This window comes from Salinispora pacifica CNR114, assembly GCF_000514775.1.
Taxonomy (GTDB): domain Bacteria; phylum Actinomycetota; class Actinomycetes; order Mycobacteriales; family Micromonosporaceae; genus Micromonospora; species Micromonospora pacifica.
Map to the genome: position 1 here is coordinate 121,623 of NZ_AZWO01000018.1, position 15,082 is coordinate 136,704.

Genomic DNA, 15,082 nt, shown 5'->3' on the forward strand with positions numbered 1-15,082 from the left:
TGGGAACCTGCGGCGAGGATCGGTGCGGGCGTCGAGAAGCGGCGTACCGGACTGGACCCGGAGCTGGCCGGGGCCGTCGACAGCACCGAGTACGACGATGCGCTGCGCGCCGGCCACGAGGCGGGCCCCGGGTCGCCGGGAGATGGCTGGGGCCCGCAGTTCCGCCGGTGCCCGCGGGTGCTCCGCCACACCGTGGGTGGGCCCGGACACCGGGGGTGAGCGATACCGGTAGCGTCAGCGGGCATGACGGTCGCCCATCCAATTGCCCGGGCCTGGATCACCACTGGCGGCACCGGCGCGCAGAACTACGACGAGTTCGCTGACGACGCGGAGATCACCTCGATCATTGCGGCGAATCCGCACAGCGCCCTCGGCATCGAGATGCCGCATCGGGCCCCGGAGAGCCGGGGGAAGGCCTTTCTCGAAGCGCTCCCGGAGGCGGTAGCCCGGCTCGCCGAGGCGAAGGCGGCGGGCAGCTACACGCCCGCCGAACAGGTGGTGGTCCTCTACCGGATCAGCGCCCCGCAGGAGGAGCCCGGATACGGGCTGTTCGTCATGGTCGACACCGACCAGATCTCCACCAGCACCGCCGAGCCGGGCTTGGTCATCCGCAACGAGGATGTCTTCATCGCCAAGGTGCGCGAGCGGGTGGCCTTGGCCGAGGCGCTGGGGCATCTGTTGTCGCCGGTGCTCCTGCTGCAGACCGGCCGGGGCGACGAGCTGCACGCCGCCCTCGCTGCGGCGGCCGACCGGGCCGGGGTGCCGGCGGCGACCGACACCGACCAGACCGGACGGACGCACGCCATCTGGCTGGTCGGTCCGGGCGAGCAGCAGGACGAGTTGACCGCTTTGGCCGGCGGTGGCGAGCTGGTCGTCGCCGACGGCAACCACCGCAGTCTCGCGGCGCAGACCGGCGGGCTGTCGCGCTTCCTGGCCGTGGTCACCACGCCGGCCTCGGTCGCCATCGCCCCGTACAACCGGCTGGTTGACGAGCTCACCGTCAGCCCAGCTGAGCTGATCGACCGGCTTCGCGCGGCCGGCGCCCAGGTCGAGCCAATCGACGGCCCGGTCGAGGTCCCGGCGGCCGGCGGCACCATCCACCTCCGGCTCCCCGATGCGGCGTACGCCGTACGCCTGCCCCAGGTCGGTGCGGGGCGCCTGGAGAACCTGGATCATGCCCTGGTCGAGCGGTTGTTGCTGCGGGACGCGCTGGGGCTGGACCCGGGCGACAAGCGGATCACCTACGTCGGCGGCGACTACCCGGCGAGCTGGCTCACCGGTGAGGTTGACGCCGGCCGCGCCGAGCTGGCCGTTCTCGTCGCACCGGTGACCGTGGACGACTTCGTCGCGGTGAACCTGGCGCGGGAGAAGATGCCCCGCAAGAGCACCTGGTTCACCCCGAAGGCCCGGGGCGGCCTGGTCGTCGCCGAGTTGCTGTCCGGACCGGGCGGAAAGTAGGCACACCCGCCCGGGCTGGCTGACATCTCCCGGGCTGTGCTGAGCTCTTCCCGGACTGTGCTGAAGGTGTCTCCGACCGACCCGCGAGCGTCGGTCGGAGACACGTCCTGTCAGACTGCCCGGTATGCGTGTCTACCTGGGATCCGACCACGCCGGTTTCGAGCTGAAGGCGCACTTGGCCAACCATCTGGCCAAGGAGGGGTACGACGTGGTTGACGTCGGCCCGCGCGCCTACGACCCGGACGACGACTATCCGGCATTCTGCCTACACACCGGCGACCGGGTGGTTACCGATCGGGGTAGCCTCGGCGTGGTCATCGGGGGCTCCGGCAACGGTGAGCAGATCGCCGCAAACAAGATCGACGGTGTTCGGGCCGCGCTGGCCTGGAATATCGAGACCGCGCACCTGGCCCGGGAGCACAACAACGCCAACATTGTCGCGATCGGCGGGCGGCAGCACACCCTCGATGAGGCCACCGCCATCGTCGAGGCGTTCCTGACCACCCCGTTCTCCGAGAAGCAACGGCACACCCGCCGCATCGGCCAGGTGGCCGCTTACGAGCGCACCCGGAAGCTTCCGGACCTGCCCTGAACCGGGTCGTCACCGACGGGGGAGGTCCTCGCGCGGAACCCAGTTCCGGCGGACCAGGACCACCCGGGCCTCCGCCTCCACCAGGTCCTGCTCCGTCGGGCGGGTGGCGTCCCGGGCCCGCATCGCCGCGGTCACGCTCAGCTGCGACGAGCCCGAGCCGACCAGGCCCCGCAGCCCTCGTTCGCTCTCGTCGGCGCCGCCCCGGCGGACCCGGGATGGCCGGCCGCCGCTCGCTGCCCCGGCCGCTGTGGGGGCCGGGCTCGGGCTCTCGGTGGTGCGGTCAGCGGGCTTCCGGTGCCGCCGTCGTCGTCGTTCCACGTCACCCATCCAACGACCGTACCCCGGGTTGTCCGATGACCTCCATGGCCGCGGGAGCCCGGTGCCAACCGGACCCATCTTTGTGTGCTGGCTACCCTCGATAGTTAGACGGGGTCCGCCGGTCCCCGTCTGGTCCAGGGGAGGGACGACATGGCCGACCAGACGCAACCGTGGGCCGAGCGGACCGTCGAGGTGCCGCCGCAGTCAGGCGTCGGGGTTCCGCCGCAGCCCGGGGTCGGGGTGCCGCCGCAGCCCGGGGTCGGGGTTCCGCCGCAGTGGGGAGGCGGGGTGCCGCCGCAGCCGGAGGCCGGGGTGCCGCCGCAGCCGGATGCCTTCCAGCGGGGGGTGGCTTCGGTAGGGCAGTCCGGTGCCCGTCGGACCACGCCGTTCCCGGCGGTCGAGCAGGAGGAGGTCGGAGCGGGCTGGCCGGGGGCGCGGGCTTCGCGTCGGCCGATGAGCTGGCACCTCGCGCAGCTCCGCCCGGGCCGGGAGTGGAGCGCCGGCGGAGCGCTCTTCGCGTTCGTCTGTTGGGGGATCTGGGCGATTTCGGGTGGCGGCAACCTCGCCGCACCACTGTTGATCTTCTTGTTGAGTCTGCTGGTGGCGGTCGGGCTCTTCGCCCTCGCCCGGCTCGTTGGCCGGGTGGTACTGGAGCAGCGTCTGGGCCGGGTGCGACGTGGCGCCCGCGGCGCGCACCTGGTGACGGCTGTCTTTCTCGTCAGCCTCGGCTTCGGGTGGCTCAAGCAGACCGAGTGGGTGGTGTCGTTCTGGAGCTGGATTACCAACAGCTGACGGGGGCGGTCTTCGGTCCGTTGACTTGAGTCGCTGTTGAGTGGGGCTCGGGAGAATCGGTCGGCTCAGCTTGGCGTCGGACCCGAGGAGCCCCGTGACGTACGCATCAGTGGCCGGGCTGGTTGCCGACTGCGCCGCTCCGGTTCCGGGGGTGGCGGGCTGATGGGTTGGCTCCGGCGCATCAAGTCCGAGCTGGCGTTCGGCCTGAGCCTGTTCGGGGCGTCGGTCGTCGGAATGGATCCCCGGGAGATTCTGCGGGGCGGTCGGGCCCGTTGGGGTGACGCGGCGCCCGCGGGCGGTGCCGGGCCGGAAGGCGATTCTGCCCTGGCCGACAGTTCTTCCCCGGTCGTCGGGGGGCCGCCGGCTGGCGCTTCCAGGCCGCGGCGGGTCTCCGAGCAGCCGCCGCCGGGCCACCCGGAGCGGCTGGTCCCAGATCAGCCCCTCACCGACGAGGAGCGGCGGATCTGGCTCCGGTTGTGGTGATCGTCGGAGCCCCCTGAGTCGCGGGTGGCGGTCAGCTGTGTGCCGTCCAGCCCGCCGCCGACGAGCCCGGATCCCGCAGTGGCCTCGATCGTGGGTCGCGGCCCTGGCCGGTCGGGTGCTCGTTGCTGCAGCTCCGGGTCGAACGGCGGTGAGCATTGCCGGCGGGGGTGGTGACTGCTAGTGTTTCACGTGTAAGGAAAAAATGACACGTGAAGGGGTCTTGTGTCAGTGGGCGGACCGACCGGAGACGACCTGGTCGAGATGCTGGCGGCTCTGGCCAATCCGATTCGACTGCGCATCGTCGCGACCTTGGCCGGCCGTCGTGACTACGTGAGCCAGCTGGCCCGCGAGCTTGGAGTGAGTCGTCCACTCCTGCACATGCACCTGCGGCGGCTGGAGGCGGCAGGCCTGATCACCGGCCGGCTCGAGCTCTCCGACGAGGGCAAAGCCATGAAGTACTACGAAGTCACCGACTTCGACCTGCACCTGACCGCATCGGCGGTGGCCGAGGCGGTCCAGACCCTTACCCGGCCGGACCCAGGAAAGGGTCCCGCACCCAAGGAGTCAACGTAATGGACCCGCTTGGAGGGGAAATGTCCTGGCCAACGACAGTCTTCCTGCTGGTCGTGGTCATCGTGGCGGCCTTTCTGGTCGCCCTGGTCATCGTCGGGCTGTTCGAGGGCCGAAAAGAGAAGCGGGCAGCCGCCCGCGCAGACGACCTGCGTCAGCTCGTGCACCGGTTCGAGAAGCTCGCCGAGAACACTCTCGACGCCCAGCAGCGGAGCGCCGTTGACCTCGCCGAACTACGAACCCGTACGGCATCGATCGAACACATCCTCCGCAGCGTGGAATGAGAGGGGAAACCGATGAAAGGAATCCGTTTCTACGCGTACGGCTCGCCCGAGGTCCTCACCCTTGAAGATCTTGACATGCCAGCCGTCGGTGCCGACGACGTGCTGGTCCGGGTGCGGGCCGCCTCGGTCAACCCGGTGGACTGGCACATGATGCGAGGCAGCCCGTACATCACCCGGGCCCAGGGTGGACTGACCCGCCCCAAGGCGAACACGCTCGGGTACGACCTGGCCGGGCAGGTCGAGGCGGTGGGCAGTAATGTCACCACGCTCCAGGTGGGAGACGAGGTGTTCGCCCTGCAACAGGGGGCGTTCGCCGAGTACGTCACGATGCGCCACGACGCCGGAGTGCTGAAGAAGCCGGCCCGCCTGACCCCGGAACAGGCCGCCTCCGTGCCGGTGGCCGCCCTCACCGCCTACCAGGCGCTACGCCACCACGGGCGGCTGCAACCCGGTCAGCGGCTCCTGGTCAACGGCGCGGCGGGTGGCGTGGGCACCTTCGCCGTGCAGATCGGCAAGGCGCTGGGAGCCGAGGTGACCGGGGTCTGCAGCAGCCGAAACGTCGAGCTGGTCCGCGACCTGGGCGCCGACCACGTCATCGACTACACCACAGCGGAGTTCACCCGCAGCGGACAGCGCTACGACCTGCTCCTCGACAACGTCGGCAACCACCCGCTCCTCGCCTGCCGACGCATCCTCACCCCGCGGGGCACATTCATCCTGAACAGCGGTTCGGGCGACGGGCTGCTCGGCCCCCTGGCTCGCGTGCTCCGTGGGCTCGCCCTGTCCCCGTTCGTACGGCAACGCCTGGTGTTCTTCGTGGCGAGCCCCAACCGGGACGACCTGGCGGCGCTTTCCGATCTCTTCGAATCCGGAAAGGTCACCCCGGTCCTCGACCGGACCTATCCCCTGAGCGAGGTACCCGAGGCGATCAGCTATCTCGAGGGAGGTCACGCCCAGGGAAAGGTCGTCATCACCATCTGACCGGCCGCTTCGCCCCTTCGGTGGTGTCCCGTCAGCGCCCGGCGGGCGGTAGCCCGTGCTGGACCGCACGGCGCTACCGAATCGGGCCGATTTACCGGGAGGCAACATGAGCCGGAGCACCGCGAACAACGACGACCGACGCAGCGAGGGCGCCGCCGGCACGGTCGGGGGGCGACGGGGCTCCTGGGCCGGGTGTGGCGCCGGCCTCTGGTCGCTGTCGTTCGCCGGGTTGAGCTTTCACTGGGCGAATCTCGCCAACCGGGTCCAAGCGCCAGCTCAGCCCGCAACACCGGCCGTACGGGTGAGGGCCCCTCGTCGCACGACGTAGGACAGGGCGAAGCCCGTCAGCACGACCATCAGCAACGGCAACAAGCTGGCGTCCTCGGACATGTGCACCCACAGCGGCGTCTCGGTCTCGCTGCGCACCCCACCCAGATCCTTGACCGCACCGGTCAGCATCGCGGGCAACCAGTGCAGGGCGTACTCCCGGGGGGCGTCCGTCGAGCTGAACCTCACTACCACAAAGGCAACCAGCGCCGCGTTGATCGCTATGACACCACCAATCACGCTGACAACGGTCGCAAGGAGGGAGTGCGAGTGTCGCACCAAGCTGGCGGTGGAGAAGAGGACCGCACCCCACAGCGCGGCGGCCAGCATCACCGCCAGTGAACGTGCACCGAACGGCCCCGTGGCCACCGTCAGCACTATTACCGAGGCGGTAAGGGAGCCCATCATGGGCAGAATTCGCCAGTGCCGCCGCTTGGCCAGTGTCCTGCCAAGCAGGACGGCTGTCGCCAAGAGCGCACCTACAGCCCCGGTGAAGAGTAGGACCTCGGACGACATAATGCCCCTTCCCGCCGGACTCATCGATGCGGCAGTGGACCATACCAATGGCGGGTGGGCTTCGCTACGTTGGAAGAGTTGCTTCCGCGCCGGGACGGTTGTGGCCCGGGTGTGCGTTAGCGGTCAGCCACGATGTGCGATGTCGATGACGAGGTCGGCGCGGTCGCGGGTGCCATCCGCGGCGAAGAATTCCTCCTCCTCGACCATCCACTTCTGCCAGAGTTGCGCGGCGCCGGCGAAGGAGCGGTCGCGGGTGAGGCCGCGCGTCAGCCGTAACGGTGCCGGTGCGTCGACCCAGACCGCGTAGGCGAGCCGACCGATCGTGTCGCGGCGGGTGCAGGTGAGTCCTTCGAAGATCACGACCGGGGCCCAGGGTAGGGTCTTCCACTCGCCGAGCCTGTTGCCGTACCAGTCCGTCCAGTCCCGCGCTTGATAGTGGGCATCCTGGCCGCGAAGCAGTGGGGTGAGTACCTGGGCGTCAAAGCGAGGCCACCAGCCGGCGAAGTTGTCCCACGACACGAAGTCGTCGATCTCGATGATCGGCGCGTGGAGTGCCGCCGAGAGGTCACGGGCAAGGTGGCTCTTTCCGGAGCCGCTCGGGCCGTCGATGCCAACGATGCGGATGACGTTGATCGGCCTACGGGCGGCAACAGCGGCGGCAAGCCGATCGATGGTGTTGACGGTCACGGCGAGACCCTACTGCGCTGACCATGATCAGAGGCGGCGGTTGGTCGCCCTCGTGGTCATCCCGGCCCACCGCCGTACGATGCAGGTGTGGACCCGCTCGACCTACCTGTCATTGTGGAGGTGTGCAGATCCCTCAAGCGAGGCTGGGAGTTGGGCGGAATCAGCCATGAGGCATGGGGTGCGGATCTGGACGAGTTGCTGACCCCGATCGATCCATTGGCAAGCGTGACGCTCAGGCTGGGTGAGACGTCCGGCGTAGCCGAGATATGGCCGACTGGATACGTCAGGCTGGAGCGTGGGGGTAGCTGTGTTGACCACGTCCAGGTTGGTGGACCTGCTGAACTCCGGGATCAGCTCGTGCGGTTGACAAACTGGGTAAAGGAGCACTGTCCAGCGTTGTCGGCATCAATGCCGAGACGTTCTGCGTCGGCCAGGTTGCTTCTCGCGGCTCGTACGCGAACCGGTCCCGCCGCTATCTCGAACCGTGCGGCTTCCGGCTCGTGGTCGGTGCAGCCCATGACGACGAGTCGGCCTGAGGGAACGTGCAGGCTTGCCTCCAGAACGTGGTCGAACTCCGCGCTGTCGTCTTCTGGCGCTGCCTCCAGCATCTCTACCGTCACGGCCACGTTGACGTTGACGGCGGTGCCGACCGCCATGGCGTCCGTGTCAACGGCAAGGTCGTCGAGCACCGCCTCATCGGTCCAGGCGTCCCCAAGGTCGGTGACGGACCCGTCGTCGAACACGTGGACCTGGTGGTAGTCCGCGAAGAGTTCCAACTCCGTCGAGGTCAAGACACCCTTCCAGTCTTCGTGCGCTCCGATTGTTGCCAGAGCGGACCTTGATCCGTACGACCGAACCGCACGCGAGCTACGACACAGCTTCGGGTCCCTGCTATCTGACGGCGGCATGCGCATTGAGCAGATCACCGATATCTGTCGGCGCTCAAGGGCATGCTGGGGTGATCCGGCAGGGCATGCTGCGGTGATCCGGCAGGGCATGCTGCGGTAATCCGGCAACTTCGGCCGTGCGGCCAGGTGGACGCGGACGGTCGCAGCGCTCGGGCTGCCCGGCTCTCACTTCCATGACCTGCGCCATACCGGCTGACACCCTCGCCACAGCCTCCGCCCACGGCTGACCGGCAAGATCGGAGCGGGGGAGTGTCCGACCAGCCCAGAATTGCGGGATGCCGCCTCTGACCTGGGCCGGAGGTTGTTGGAGCGGGCGACGGGAATCGAACCCGCACCGTCAGTTTGGAAGACTGAAGCTCTGCCATTGAGCTACGCCCGCGACGGCCTCCGTGTGGAGGCGCGCCGACAGCGTACCCAATGCCGCCGATCTCCGCGTAGCCTGCCCATGGCTGTGGTCGGGAACGAACCTCGGGCACAGGCCGGGCGGGCTCGGGAGAGCTCAGCCTGCGGTCGGTGCGGCGCGACCGAGGGGTTCCCGCTGCCGCTACTCCAAGCCGGCTGGTGGGCTCCGTCGGTCGACCCTACGGCGGAACACGCGATCGGATGTGGCCCCGGGGAACTATGCGGTGGCGTGGACGGCATAGACTGCATCCCGCCACGGGGTGTGGCGCAGCTTGGTAGCGCACTCGCTTTGGGAGCGAGGGGCCGTGGGTTCAAATCCCGCCACCCCGACTGTCGTTCGCGGCCGGGTCGACCCGGGTGCCGCCGTTCTACGTGTGGTTCCCGGGCACTGCCTGCAGGCCGTACCGGCTCGCCTACACTCGATGGGCTGTAGACAGCGCCCAGACCACCAAGATCCGTCAAGGAGTACGCCTGTGAAGAGCACCGTCGAGACTCTGAGCCCGACGCGCGTGCGGCTCGCCATCGAGGTGCCGTTCGTCGAGCTCGAGCCGAGCCTCAAGAAGGCGTACCGGGAGATCGGCCAGCAGGTCCAGGTTCCCGGCTTCCGCCGGGGGAAGGTTCCGGCCGCCGTGATCGATCAGCGGGTCGGCCGGGGCACCGTGCTCAACGAGGCGGTCCAGGAGGCCATCCCGCAGAACATCCTCTCGGCGGTGCGCGAGCATGACCTGAAGACGCTTGGTCGTCCCGAGGTCGAGATCACCGAGTTCGCGGACGGTGACTCGCTCAACTTCACCGCCGAGGTGGACATCCGGCCGGAGCTCAACCTCCCCGACCTGTCGACGGTCGAGGTGACCGTCGATGAGCTCAAGATCGATGACAGCGAGATTGACGAGCAGGTGCAGAGCCTGCGGGAGCGGTTCGCGACGCTGAAGACCGTCGAGCGGGCAGCCGCCGAGGGCGACTTCGTGCAGATCGACCTGAACGCGACCGTTGACGGCGAGGAGGTCCCGGGGGGCTCGGCGACCAACCTCTCGCACGAGGTCGGCAGCAAGCAGCTCCTGCCGGGCCTGGATGAGGCCGTCGTCGGCCTGGCGGCCGACACGAGCACCACCTTCACCACGCAGCTGGTCGGCGGGGACCACGCCGGCCGCGACGCCGAGGTCTCGGTGACCGTCCGCACGGTCAAGGAGAAGGAGCTGCCGGAGCTGGACGACGACTTCGCCGAGCTGGCGAGTGAGTTCGACACCATGGCGGAGCTTCGCGACGACGTCCGCGAGCGGGTGACCCGGAGTAAGCAGGTCGAGCAGATCTACGCCGCCCGGGACAAGGCCCTCGAGCAGATTGTCGAGGCGGTCGAGGTGCCGGCGCCGGAGGGGGTCGTCCGCGAGGAGGTCGAGAGCCGCAAGGCGGCGATGGTGGATCAGCTTGAGCGGATCGGCGCCTCGATGGAGGAGTACCTCGCGGCCGAGGAGAAGACCGAGGAGCAGATCAACACCGAGCTCACCGAGGCGGCCGTTCAGGGCGTGAAGATTCAGCTCCTGTTGGACACCGTCGCCGACGCGGAGGAGATTCAGGTCTCCGACGACGAGTTCGGCCACGAGATCGTGCACCGGGCGCAGCGGGCCGGGGTGGCGCCGCAGCAGTTCTACGACCAGCTGGTCCGCTCGGGTGCCGCCGGCGCGGTCTTCGGTGACGTCCGGCGGGGCAAGGCCCTGGCCTCGATCATGGATCGCATCACGATCAAGGACGCCACCGGCGAGGCGGTCAGCCTCGACGCCCTGCGCGCCGAGAACGAGGCCGCGCACGCTCACGCGGAATGATCTTAGGTTTCGGCCGCCGTCCCCGCCGCTGGCTGGGGCGACGGCCGAAACCTGTTTTTGGGTACGCCTGACCGGGCTGCGCTGAGAGCGAACAGTGCCCTGACCGGGGTTCTGCCACTCGGTCGAGCCGTTAGTGTCGGGTAGGACGGTACGGAGAGCGAAGGGCTGCCATGACCGACATGCACATTCCGCCGACGCCGCTCCGGGCGATCGACGCCCGCGGTGGCGACAACATTGGCAACCTCGACGACTCGGTCTACAACCGGTTGCTCAAGGAGCGGATCATCTTCCTGGGCAGCGAGGTGACCGACCAGGTCGCCAACCGCATCTGCGCGCAGCTGCTGCTGCTCGCCGCGGAGGACCCGGACCGCGACATCAACCTCTGGATCAACTCGCCGGGCGGCTCGGTCTACTCGGGCATGGCGATCTACGACACGATGCAGTTCATCGACAACGACGTGTCCACGGTGGCGATGGGCATGGCGGCCTCCATGGGTCAGCTGCTGCTCTGCGCCGGCACCAAGGGCAAGCGGTACGCCCTGCCGCATGCCCGGATCATGATGCACCAGCCGTCGGGTGGCATGGGCGGCACCGCATCGGACATCGCTATCCAGGCGGAGCAGATGCTCTACACCAAGCGGATGTTCCAGGAGCGGGTCGCCTTCCACACCGGCCAGACTCAGGCGGAGATCGAGGCAGACTCGGACCGGGACCGTTGGTTCACCGCCCAGGAGGCCATGGAGTACGGCTTCATCGACAAGGTGATCACCGGGGCCGCTCAGGTTCCGGAAGGCGCCGGGACCCTGAGCTGAGCGAGGAGCTGACGATGACCGACCTGAGCCTGCCGCCGCAGTTCGCGGCCGTGCACAACCGCTATGTCCTGCCGTCCTTCGTCGAGCGCACGTCGTACGGGGTGAAGGAGTCCAACCCGTACAACAAGCTCTTCGAGGATCGGATCATCTTCCTCGGGGTCCAGGTGGATGACGCGTCGGCCAACGACGTGATGGCCCAGTTGCTCACGCTGGAGGGCACGGACCCGGACCGCGACATCATCATGTACATCAACTCGCCGGGTGGCTCGTTCACGGCCATGACGGCGATCTACGACACCATGCAGTACGTCCGGCCGGATATTCAGACGGTCTGCCTGGGGCAGGCGGCCAGTGCAGCGGCGGTGCTGCTCTCGGCCGGCACGCCCGGTAAGCGGATGGCACTGCCGAATTCGCGGATCATCATCCACCAGCCTGCCACGGAGGGGGGCTACGGGCAGGGCTCGGATATCGAGATCCAGGCCCGGGAGATTCTGCGGATGCGTACCCAGCTGGAAGAGATGCTCTCCCGGCACTGCAACCAGCCGGTGGAGAAGGTCCGCAAAGATATCGATCGGGATAAGATTATGACGGCCGAGGAGTCCCGCGAGTACGGGTTGGTCGACACCATCCTCACCAGCCGTAAGAAGGGCTTGTTGGCCGCCAACGCCGCCAACTGAGCCGGATCGGGTCAGGGGTCGGCCGGGGTAAACTCGACCGACCTCTGACACACCCGTTTTAGGGGTCGGAGAAATCCGCGCCAGCGGGTAACGTCGGGTCTGTGCCGCTTCGCCGGTCGATCCGGTGGTAGCTGAGATGGGCGGCGCGTGGTGTCCGGGAGTCATGGCCGGATCACCGGCCGACGAGTGCAGGGAGACTGTGGGTGGCACGGATCGGTGACGGCGGCGACCTACTGAAGTGTTCCTTCTGTGGGAAATCGCAGAAGCAGGTCAAGAAGCTTATCGCTGGTCCCGGTGTCTATATCTGCGACGAGTGTATCGATCTCTGTAACGAGATCATCGAAGAAGAGCTGGCCGAGTCGGGTGAAGTGAAGTGGGAAGAGCTTCCCAAGCCGATGGAGATCTGCCAGTTCCTCGACAATTACGTCGTGGGTCAGGCTCAGGCCAAGAAGGCTCTCGCCGTCGCGGTCTACAACCACTACAAGCGAATTCAGGCCGAGGCGGCCGGTGCGCCCAGCGTGGACAGCGTTGAGCTGGCCAAGTCCAACATCCTGCTGCTTGGCCCCACCGGGTGCGGCAAGACCCACCTGGCGCAGACCCTGGCTCGGATGCTCAACGTGCCGTTCGCCATCGCTGACGCCACTGCCCTGACCGAGGCCGGCTACGTCGGGGAGGACGTGGAGAACATCCTCCTCAAGCTGATCCAGGCCGCCGACTACGACATCAAGCGCGCCGAGACCGGGATCATCTACATCGACGAGGTCGACAAGATCGCGCGTAAGTCGGAGAATCCGTCGATCACCCGCGATGTCTCCGGCGAGGGCGTGCAGCAGGCCCTCCTCAAGATGCTGGAGGGGACGGTTGCGAACGTTCCGCCCCAGGGCGGCCGCAAGCATCCGCATCAGGAGTTCATTCAGATCGACACCACCAACGTGCTCTTCATCTGTGGCGGTGCCTTCGCCGGCCTCGACCAGATTATTGAGGCACGTACCGGTCACGGCGGCACGGGTTTCGGTGCCCGGCTGCGGGCGGTCTCGGAGCGTTCCACCGATGACACCTTCAGCCAGGTGATGCCGGAGGACATGCTGAAGTTCGGTCTGATCCCCGAGTTCATCGGTCGGCTGCCGGTGATCACCAACGTTCGCAGTCTCGACCGTGAGGCTCTGGTACAGATCCTCACCGAGCCGCGAAACGCGCTCGTCCGGCAGTACCAGCGCCTCTTCGAGTTGGACGGCGTCGAGCTGGAGTTCGAGCAGTCGGCCCTGGAGGCGATCGCCGACCAGGCGATGCTCCGGGGCACCGGCGCCCGCGGCCTTCGCGCGATCATGGAGGAGGTTCTGCTCTCCGTGATGTACGAGGTGCCGAGCAACCCCGACGCGGCCCGCGTCTTGATCAATCGCGAAGTGGTGTTGGAGAACGTCAACCCGACGATTGTTCCGCGTGAGTTCACCAGCCGTCGGGCGCGGCGGGAGCGTGAGGATAAGTCGGCGTGATCGGGTTGGTCCGTTCGGGGGGCTAGCCGAGCCCGAAAGGCCCTCCAGCCACCTCGCTGCCGTCAACTTTGCCGCGGCCACAGTCCTGCTCCTGTTCCGCTGACTCCCCTGCCCGTAACCTGGGTGCATGCGAGTCGCGGTCTGCCAGTTGAATGCCCGGGATGACCGAGGGTCAAATCTGGCAGCCGCCGAGGCCCTGCTGGAGCGGGCGGCGGCCGGCGGCGCCGATCTGGCGATCCTCCCCGAGTATGTCGACTATCTCGGTCCGGCCGCCGGGCAACCGGTCGCGGAGCCGGTGGACGGGGAGGTCGGGACCTTCTTCGCCGATGCCGCGCAGCGGCTTGGTATCTGGGTCGTGGTTGGTTCGATTCACGAGCGGAGCCCGGATCCGGAGCTCTCGTACAACACCTGTCTGGTGTTCGATCGCTCCGGGGCGCTCGCCGCCACCTATCGCAAGATCCACCTATACGACGTGGAGATACCCGGTCGGGTGTCGTATCTGGAGTCAGCCACGGTCGCCGCTGGCGGGCAGCCGGTCGTCGTAGACGTGGAGGGCATTCGGGTTGGGCTGTCGATCTGTTACGACCTCCGTTTCCCCGAGCTCTATCGTCAGCTCGTTACGGAGGGTGAGGCGGAGCTACTCCTTGTCCCGGCAGCGTTCATGCTGCACACGGGGCGGGACCACTGGGAGGTGCTGTTGCGTGCCCGGGCCATCGAGAACCAGTGCTTCGTTGCGGCTGCGGCCCAGACGGGGGACCACGAGCCGAGCCGTACCTGCTTCGGGCGCAGCATGGTGATAGATCCCTGGGGGACAGTGCTCGCCCAGGTGCCAGATGGTGCTGGGCTCGCGATTGTCGACCTCGACCTGGAGCGGCTGCGGACGGTCCGGGCCGAGTTGCCGAGCTTGGCCAACCGTCGCCTGCAGTCTCCCTGAGCCCAGCCGTCTGAGTTGCAGGCGGCGAACGGCTTGTCGTCGAGCCGCTGTTCGTCGGATCCGTCCTCAGTCCTGGAGGAGGACCCCGATTGTTGCGAGGCCGACGATGGCGGCGGCGGTGACCAGGAGCGCCGTTGTCATTCGCGAAGGTCCCCGACGAGCCAGCCGGCCGATCGACAGGACCAGGACGACGAGTACGAAGGCACCGATGACGAGTTGCCAGAACGGCAGGAGCAGCCCGAGCAGCACCTCCTCGGCCAGCACCGGGGTCGCTGTCAGCTCGGCCATGCAGACACTCTCCCACGGATGAGCGGTTCCGGTCTTCTGCACGGGGTTGAGTAGTGGCGGCGGAGCTGGGCGTCGCCGCCGGTTGGTGTCAGTGATGGATCTTGATTTGCCTTCTGCGGGGGGACCGCGTAACTTTCTCTCTGCACGCGGGAAGCCGGGCAGACCGGTGGAGAGCGGGCACCAGGACCGTGGCGATATCGCCGAGCGGGGCTGGAGCGCGGGCGGTGTGAGGCGCCTCCGGAGACGGAGTTGCAATCACGAAGCCGACCGGGTAGAGTACTGAAGCCGGCAGGAGCCGGGCGGATAGCCGCGAAGCGGATGTCGGCCGGTCTGCCGATCCTCACAACAGTAACGACCGCCAAGTTGGCGTGCGTGATTGTGGGTGGGCTAAGATGAGTTTGTTGCCTGAATCGTTAGGTTGACGAGCGCGGAATGGCCCGGCTAGTTTAGAGCGGTTGCCTCTTGAGGGGCCCTGGTTTGGGGTTCTGATGGTGTGTGGTTGTTCTTTGAGAACTCAACAGGGTGTTTGGAAAGCCAGTGCCGTTTTGGTCTGGGTTGGCCTGCTGTTTGGTGGGTTGGCTTGGGCTTGAATTTGGCAGCAGATTGTTTTTTGTTGCTGGGGTTTTCTTCAAGTTTTTGTTGGAGAGTTTGATCCTGGCTCAGGACGAACGCTGGCGGCGTGCTTAACACATGCAAGTCGAGCGGAAAGGCCCTTCGGGGTACTCGAGCGGCGAACGGGT

17 protein-coding genes, 2 tRNA genes and 1 rRNA gene are annotated in these 15,082 nt (G+C 67.5%); 14 read left to right on the forward strand and 6 right to left on the reverse strand.

Annotation, left to right across the window (positions count from 1 at the left end; translation table 11 throughout):
- Positions 1 to 243: 243 nt before the first annotated feature.
- Both B118_RS0113300 and B118_RS0113305 read left to right on the forward strand, forming a co-directional pair.
- Positions 244 to 1,458 carry a DUF1015 family protein gene (locus tag B118_RS0113300; RefSeq protein ID WP_018222978.1) on the forward strand — a complete coding sequence of 405 codons (1,215 nt, stop codon included), beginning with the start codon at positions 244 to 246 and terminating at the stop codon, positions 1,456 to 1,458.
- A 124-nt stretch (positions 1,459 to 1,582) separates the two neighbouring features.
- Positions 1,583 to 2,050, forward strand: coding sequence for a ribose-5-phosphate isomerase (locus tag B118_RS0113305; RefSeq protein WP_028192884.1), 468 nt, complete (start codon positions 1,583 to 1,585; stop codon positions 2,048 to 2,050).
- A gap of 9 nt (positions 2,051 to 2,059) precedes the next feature.
- On the opposite strand, the gene B118_RS0113310 is transcribed toward B118_RS0113305, so the two are convergent.
- Positions 2,060 to 2,377 carry a hypothetical protein gene (locus B118_RS0113310; protein ID WP_018827674.1) on the reverse strand — a complete coding sequence of 106 codons (318 nt, stop codon included), beginning with the start codon at positions 2,375 to 2,377 and terminating at the stop codon, positions 2,060 to 2,062.
- A gap of 141 nt (positions 2,378 to 2,518) precedes the next feature.
- Between B118_RS0113310 and B118_RS0113315 the strand changes: the two genes are divergently transcribed.
- The 5 genes from B118_RS0113315 to B118_RS0113335 all read left to right on the forward strand — a co-directional run bounded on the left by B118_RS0113315 (position 2,519) and on the right by B118_RS0113335 (position 5,478).
- Complete coding sequence (locus B118_RS0113315; protein ID WP_028192885.1) at positions 2,519 to 3,160, forward strand: hypothetical protein; 642 nt, start codon at positions 2,519 to 2,521, stop codon at positions 3,158 to 3,160.
- 162 nt (positions 3,161 to 3,322) lie between these two features.
- Positions 3,323 to 3,643: a DUF6059 family protein gene (locus B118_RS0113320; RefSeq protein ID WP_018222982.1), complete on the forward strand. Its 321-nt coding sequence runs from the start codon at positions 3,323 to 3,325 to the stop codon at positions 3,641 to 3,643.
- 222 nt (positions 3,644 to 3,865) lie between these two features.
- The gene (locus tag B118_RS0113325; RefSeq protein WP_033662313.1) at positions 3,866 to 4,216 is read left to right on the forward strand and encodes an ArsR/SmtB family transcription factor; all 351 of its coding nucleotides are present in this window, start codon (positions 3,866 to 3,868) and stop codon (positions 4,214 to 4,216) included.
- Entirely contained in the window at positions 4,216 to 4,497 is a 282-nt protein-coding gene (locus B118_RS0113330; RefSeq protein WP_033660542.1) for a hypothetical protein, read from the forward strand. Before B118_RS0113325 ends, B118_RS0113330 begins: the two co-directional genes overlap by 1 nt.
- A gap of 12 nt (positions 4,498 to 4,509) precedes the next feature.
- Positions 4,510 to 5,478: an NAD(P)-dependent alcohol dehydrogenase gene (locus tag B118_RS0113335; RefSeq protein WP_028192886.1), complete on the forward strand. Its 969-nt coding sequence runs from the start codon at positions 4,510 to 4,512 to the stop codon at positions 5,476 to 5,478.
- A gap of 276 nt (positions 5,479 to 5,754) precedes the next feature.
- Here B118_RS0113335 and B118_RS0113340 read toward each other — a convergent pair whose 3' ends face one another.
- The 4 genes from B118_RS0113340 to B118_RS0113355 all read right to left on the reverse strand — a co-directional run bounded on the left by B118_RS0113340 (position 5,755) and on the right by B118_RS0113355 (position 8,295).
- Complete coding sequence (locus tag B118_RS0113340; RefSeq protein ID WP_027647981.1) at positions 5,755 to 6,321, reverse strand: hypothetical protein; 567 nt, start codon at positions 6,319 to 6,321, stop codon at positions 5,755 to 5,757.
- 123 nt (positions 6,322 to 6,444) lie between these two features.
- Positions 6,445 to 7,008: a uridine kinase family protein gene (locus tag B118_RS0113345; protein WP_028192887.1), complete on the reverse strand. Its 564-nt coding sequence runs from the start codon at positions 7,006 to 7,008 to the stop codon at positions 6,445 to 6,447.
- Positions 7,009 to 7,358: 350 nt separating this feature from the next.
- Positions 7,359 to 7,799, reverse strand: coding sequence for a hypothetical protein (locus B118_RS28270; protein WP_155253054.1), 441 nt, complete (start codon positions 7,797 to 7,799; stop codon positions 7,359 to 7,361).
- Between the two features lie 422 nt (positions 7,800 to 8,221).
- Positions 8,222 to 8,295: transfer RNA gene (locus B118_RS0113355), tRNA-Gly, on the reverse strand.
- 279 nt (positions 8,296 to 8,574) lie between these two features.
- Between B118_RS0113355 and B118_RS0113360 the strand changes: the two genes are divergently transcribed.
- The 6 genes from B118_RS0113360 to B118_RS0113385 all read left to right on the forward strand — a co-directional run bounded on the left by B118_RS0113360 (position 8,575) and on the right by B118_RS0113385 (position 14,054).
- Positions 8,575 to 8,648: transfer RNA gene (locus B118_RS0113360), tRNA-Pro, on the forward strand.
- Between the two features lie 143 nt (positions 8,649 to 8,791).
- Positions 8,792 to 10,138: a trigger factor gene (tig, locus tag B118_RS0113365; RefSeq protein ID WP_028192888.1), complete on the forward strand. Its 1,347-nt coding sequence runs from the start codon at positions 8,792 to 8,794 to the stop codon at positions 10,136 to 10,138.
- Between the two features lie 170 nt (positions 10,139 to 10,308).
- Positions 10,309 to 10,950, forward strand: coding sequence for an ATP-dependent Clp protease proteolytic subunit (locus B118_RS0113370; protein ID WP_018216647.1), 642 nt, complete (start codon positions 10,309 to 10,311; stop codon positions 10,948 to 10,950).
- A 14-nt stretch (positions 10,951 to 10,964) separates the two neighbouring features.
- Complete coding sequence (locus tag B118_RS0113375) at positions 10,965 to 11,627, forward strand: ATP-dependent Clp protease proteolytic subunit (RefSeq protein ID WP_018216646.1); 663 nt, start codon at positions 10,965 to 10,967, stop codon at positions 11,625 to 11,627.
- Between the two features lie 203 nt (positions 11,628 to 11,830).
- Positions 11,831 to 13,120: an ATP-dependent Clp protease ATP-binding subunit ClpX gene (gene clpX, locus B118_RS0113380; protein ID WP_018222989.1), complete on the forward strand. Its 1,290-nt coding sequence runs from the start codon at positions 11,831 to 11,833 to the stop codon at positions 13,118 to 13,120.
- 127 nt (positions 13,121 to 13,247) lie between these two features.
- On the forward strand, positions 13,248 to 14,054 hold the full coding sequence (locus B118_RS0113385; RefSeq protein ID WP_018812215.1) for a carbon-nitrogen hydrolase family protein: 807 nt from the start codon (positions 13,248 to 13,250) through the stop codon (positions 14,052 to 14,054).
- A gap of 66 nt (positions 14,055 to 14,120) precedes the next feature.
- Here B118_RS0113385 and B118_RS0113390 read toward each other — a convergent pair whose 3' ends face one another.
- Positions 14,121 to 14,342, reverse strand: a complete 222-nt coding sequence (locus B118_RS0113390) for a hypothetical protein (RefSeq protein ID WP_018222991.1) — start codon at positions 14,340 to 14,342, stop codon at positions 14,121 to 14,123.
- A gap of 636 nt (positions 14,343 to 14,978) precedes the next feature.
- Between B118_RS0113390 and B118_RS0113395 the strand changes: the two genes are divergently transcribed.
- A 16S ribosomal RNA gene (locus tag B118_RS0113395) occupies positions 14,979 to 15,082 on the forward strand; the annotation flags it as partial.

Coding starts and splice junctions, on each gene's coding strand:
- B118_RS0113340 (WP_027647981.1), bottom strand. CDS start 6,321: ATGTCGTCCGAGGTCCTACTCTTCACCGGGGCTGTAGGTGCGCTCTTG.
- B118_RS0113310 (WP_018827674.1), bottom strand. CDS start 2,377: ATGGGTGACGTGGAACGACGACGACGGCGGCACCGGAAGCCCGCTGAC.
- B118_RS0113370 (WP_018216647.1), top strand. CDS start 10,309: ATGACCGACATGCACATTCCGCCGACGCCGCTCCGGGCGATCGACGCC.
- B118_RS0113330 (WP_033660542.1), top strand. CDS start 4,216: ATGGACCCGCTTGGAGGGGAAATGTCCTGGCCAACGACAGTCTTCCTG.
- B118_RS0113375 (WP_018216646.1), top strand. CDS start 10,965: ATGACCGACCTGAGCCTGCCGCCGCAGTTCGCGGCCGTGCACAACCGC.
- B118_RS0113320 (WP_018222982.1), top strand. CDS start 3,323: ATGGGTTGGCTCCGGCGCATCAAGTCCGAGCTGGCGTTCGGCCTGAGC.
- B118_RS0113315 (WP_028192885.1), top strand. CDS start 2,519: ATGGCCGACCAGACGCAACCGTGGGCCGAGCGGACCGTCGAGGTGCCG.
- B118_RS0113335 (WP_028192886.1), top strand. CDS start 4,510: ATGAAAGGAATCCGTTTCTACGCGTACGGCTCGCCCGAGGTCCTCACC.
- B118_RS0113385 (WP_018812215.1), top strand. CDS start 13,248: ATGCGAGTCGCGGTCTGCCAGTTGAATGCCCGGGATGACCGAGGGTCA.
- B118_RS0113300 (WP_018222978.1), top strand. CDS start 244: ATGACGGTCGCCCATCCAATTGCCCGGGCCTGGATCACCACTGGCGGC.
- B118_RS0113305 (WP_028192884.1), top strand. CDS start 1,583: ATGCGTGTCTACCTGGGATCCGACCACGCCGGTTTCGAGCTGAAGGCG.
- B118_RS0113390 (WP_018222991.1), bottom strand. CDS start 14,342: ATGGCCGAGCTGACAGCGACCCCGGTGCTGGCCGAGGAGGTGCTGCTC.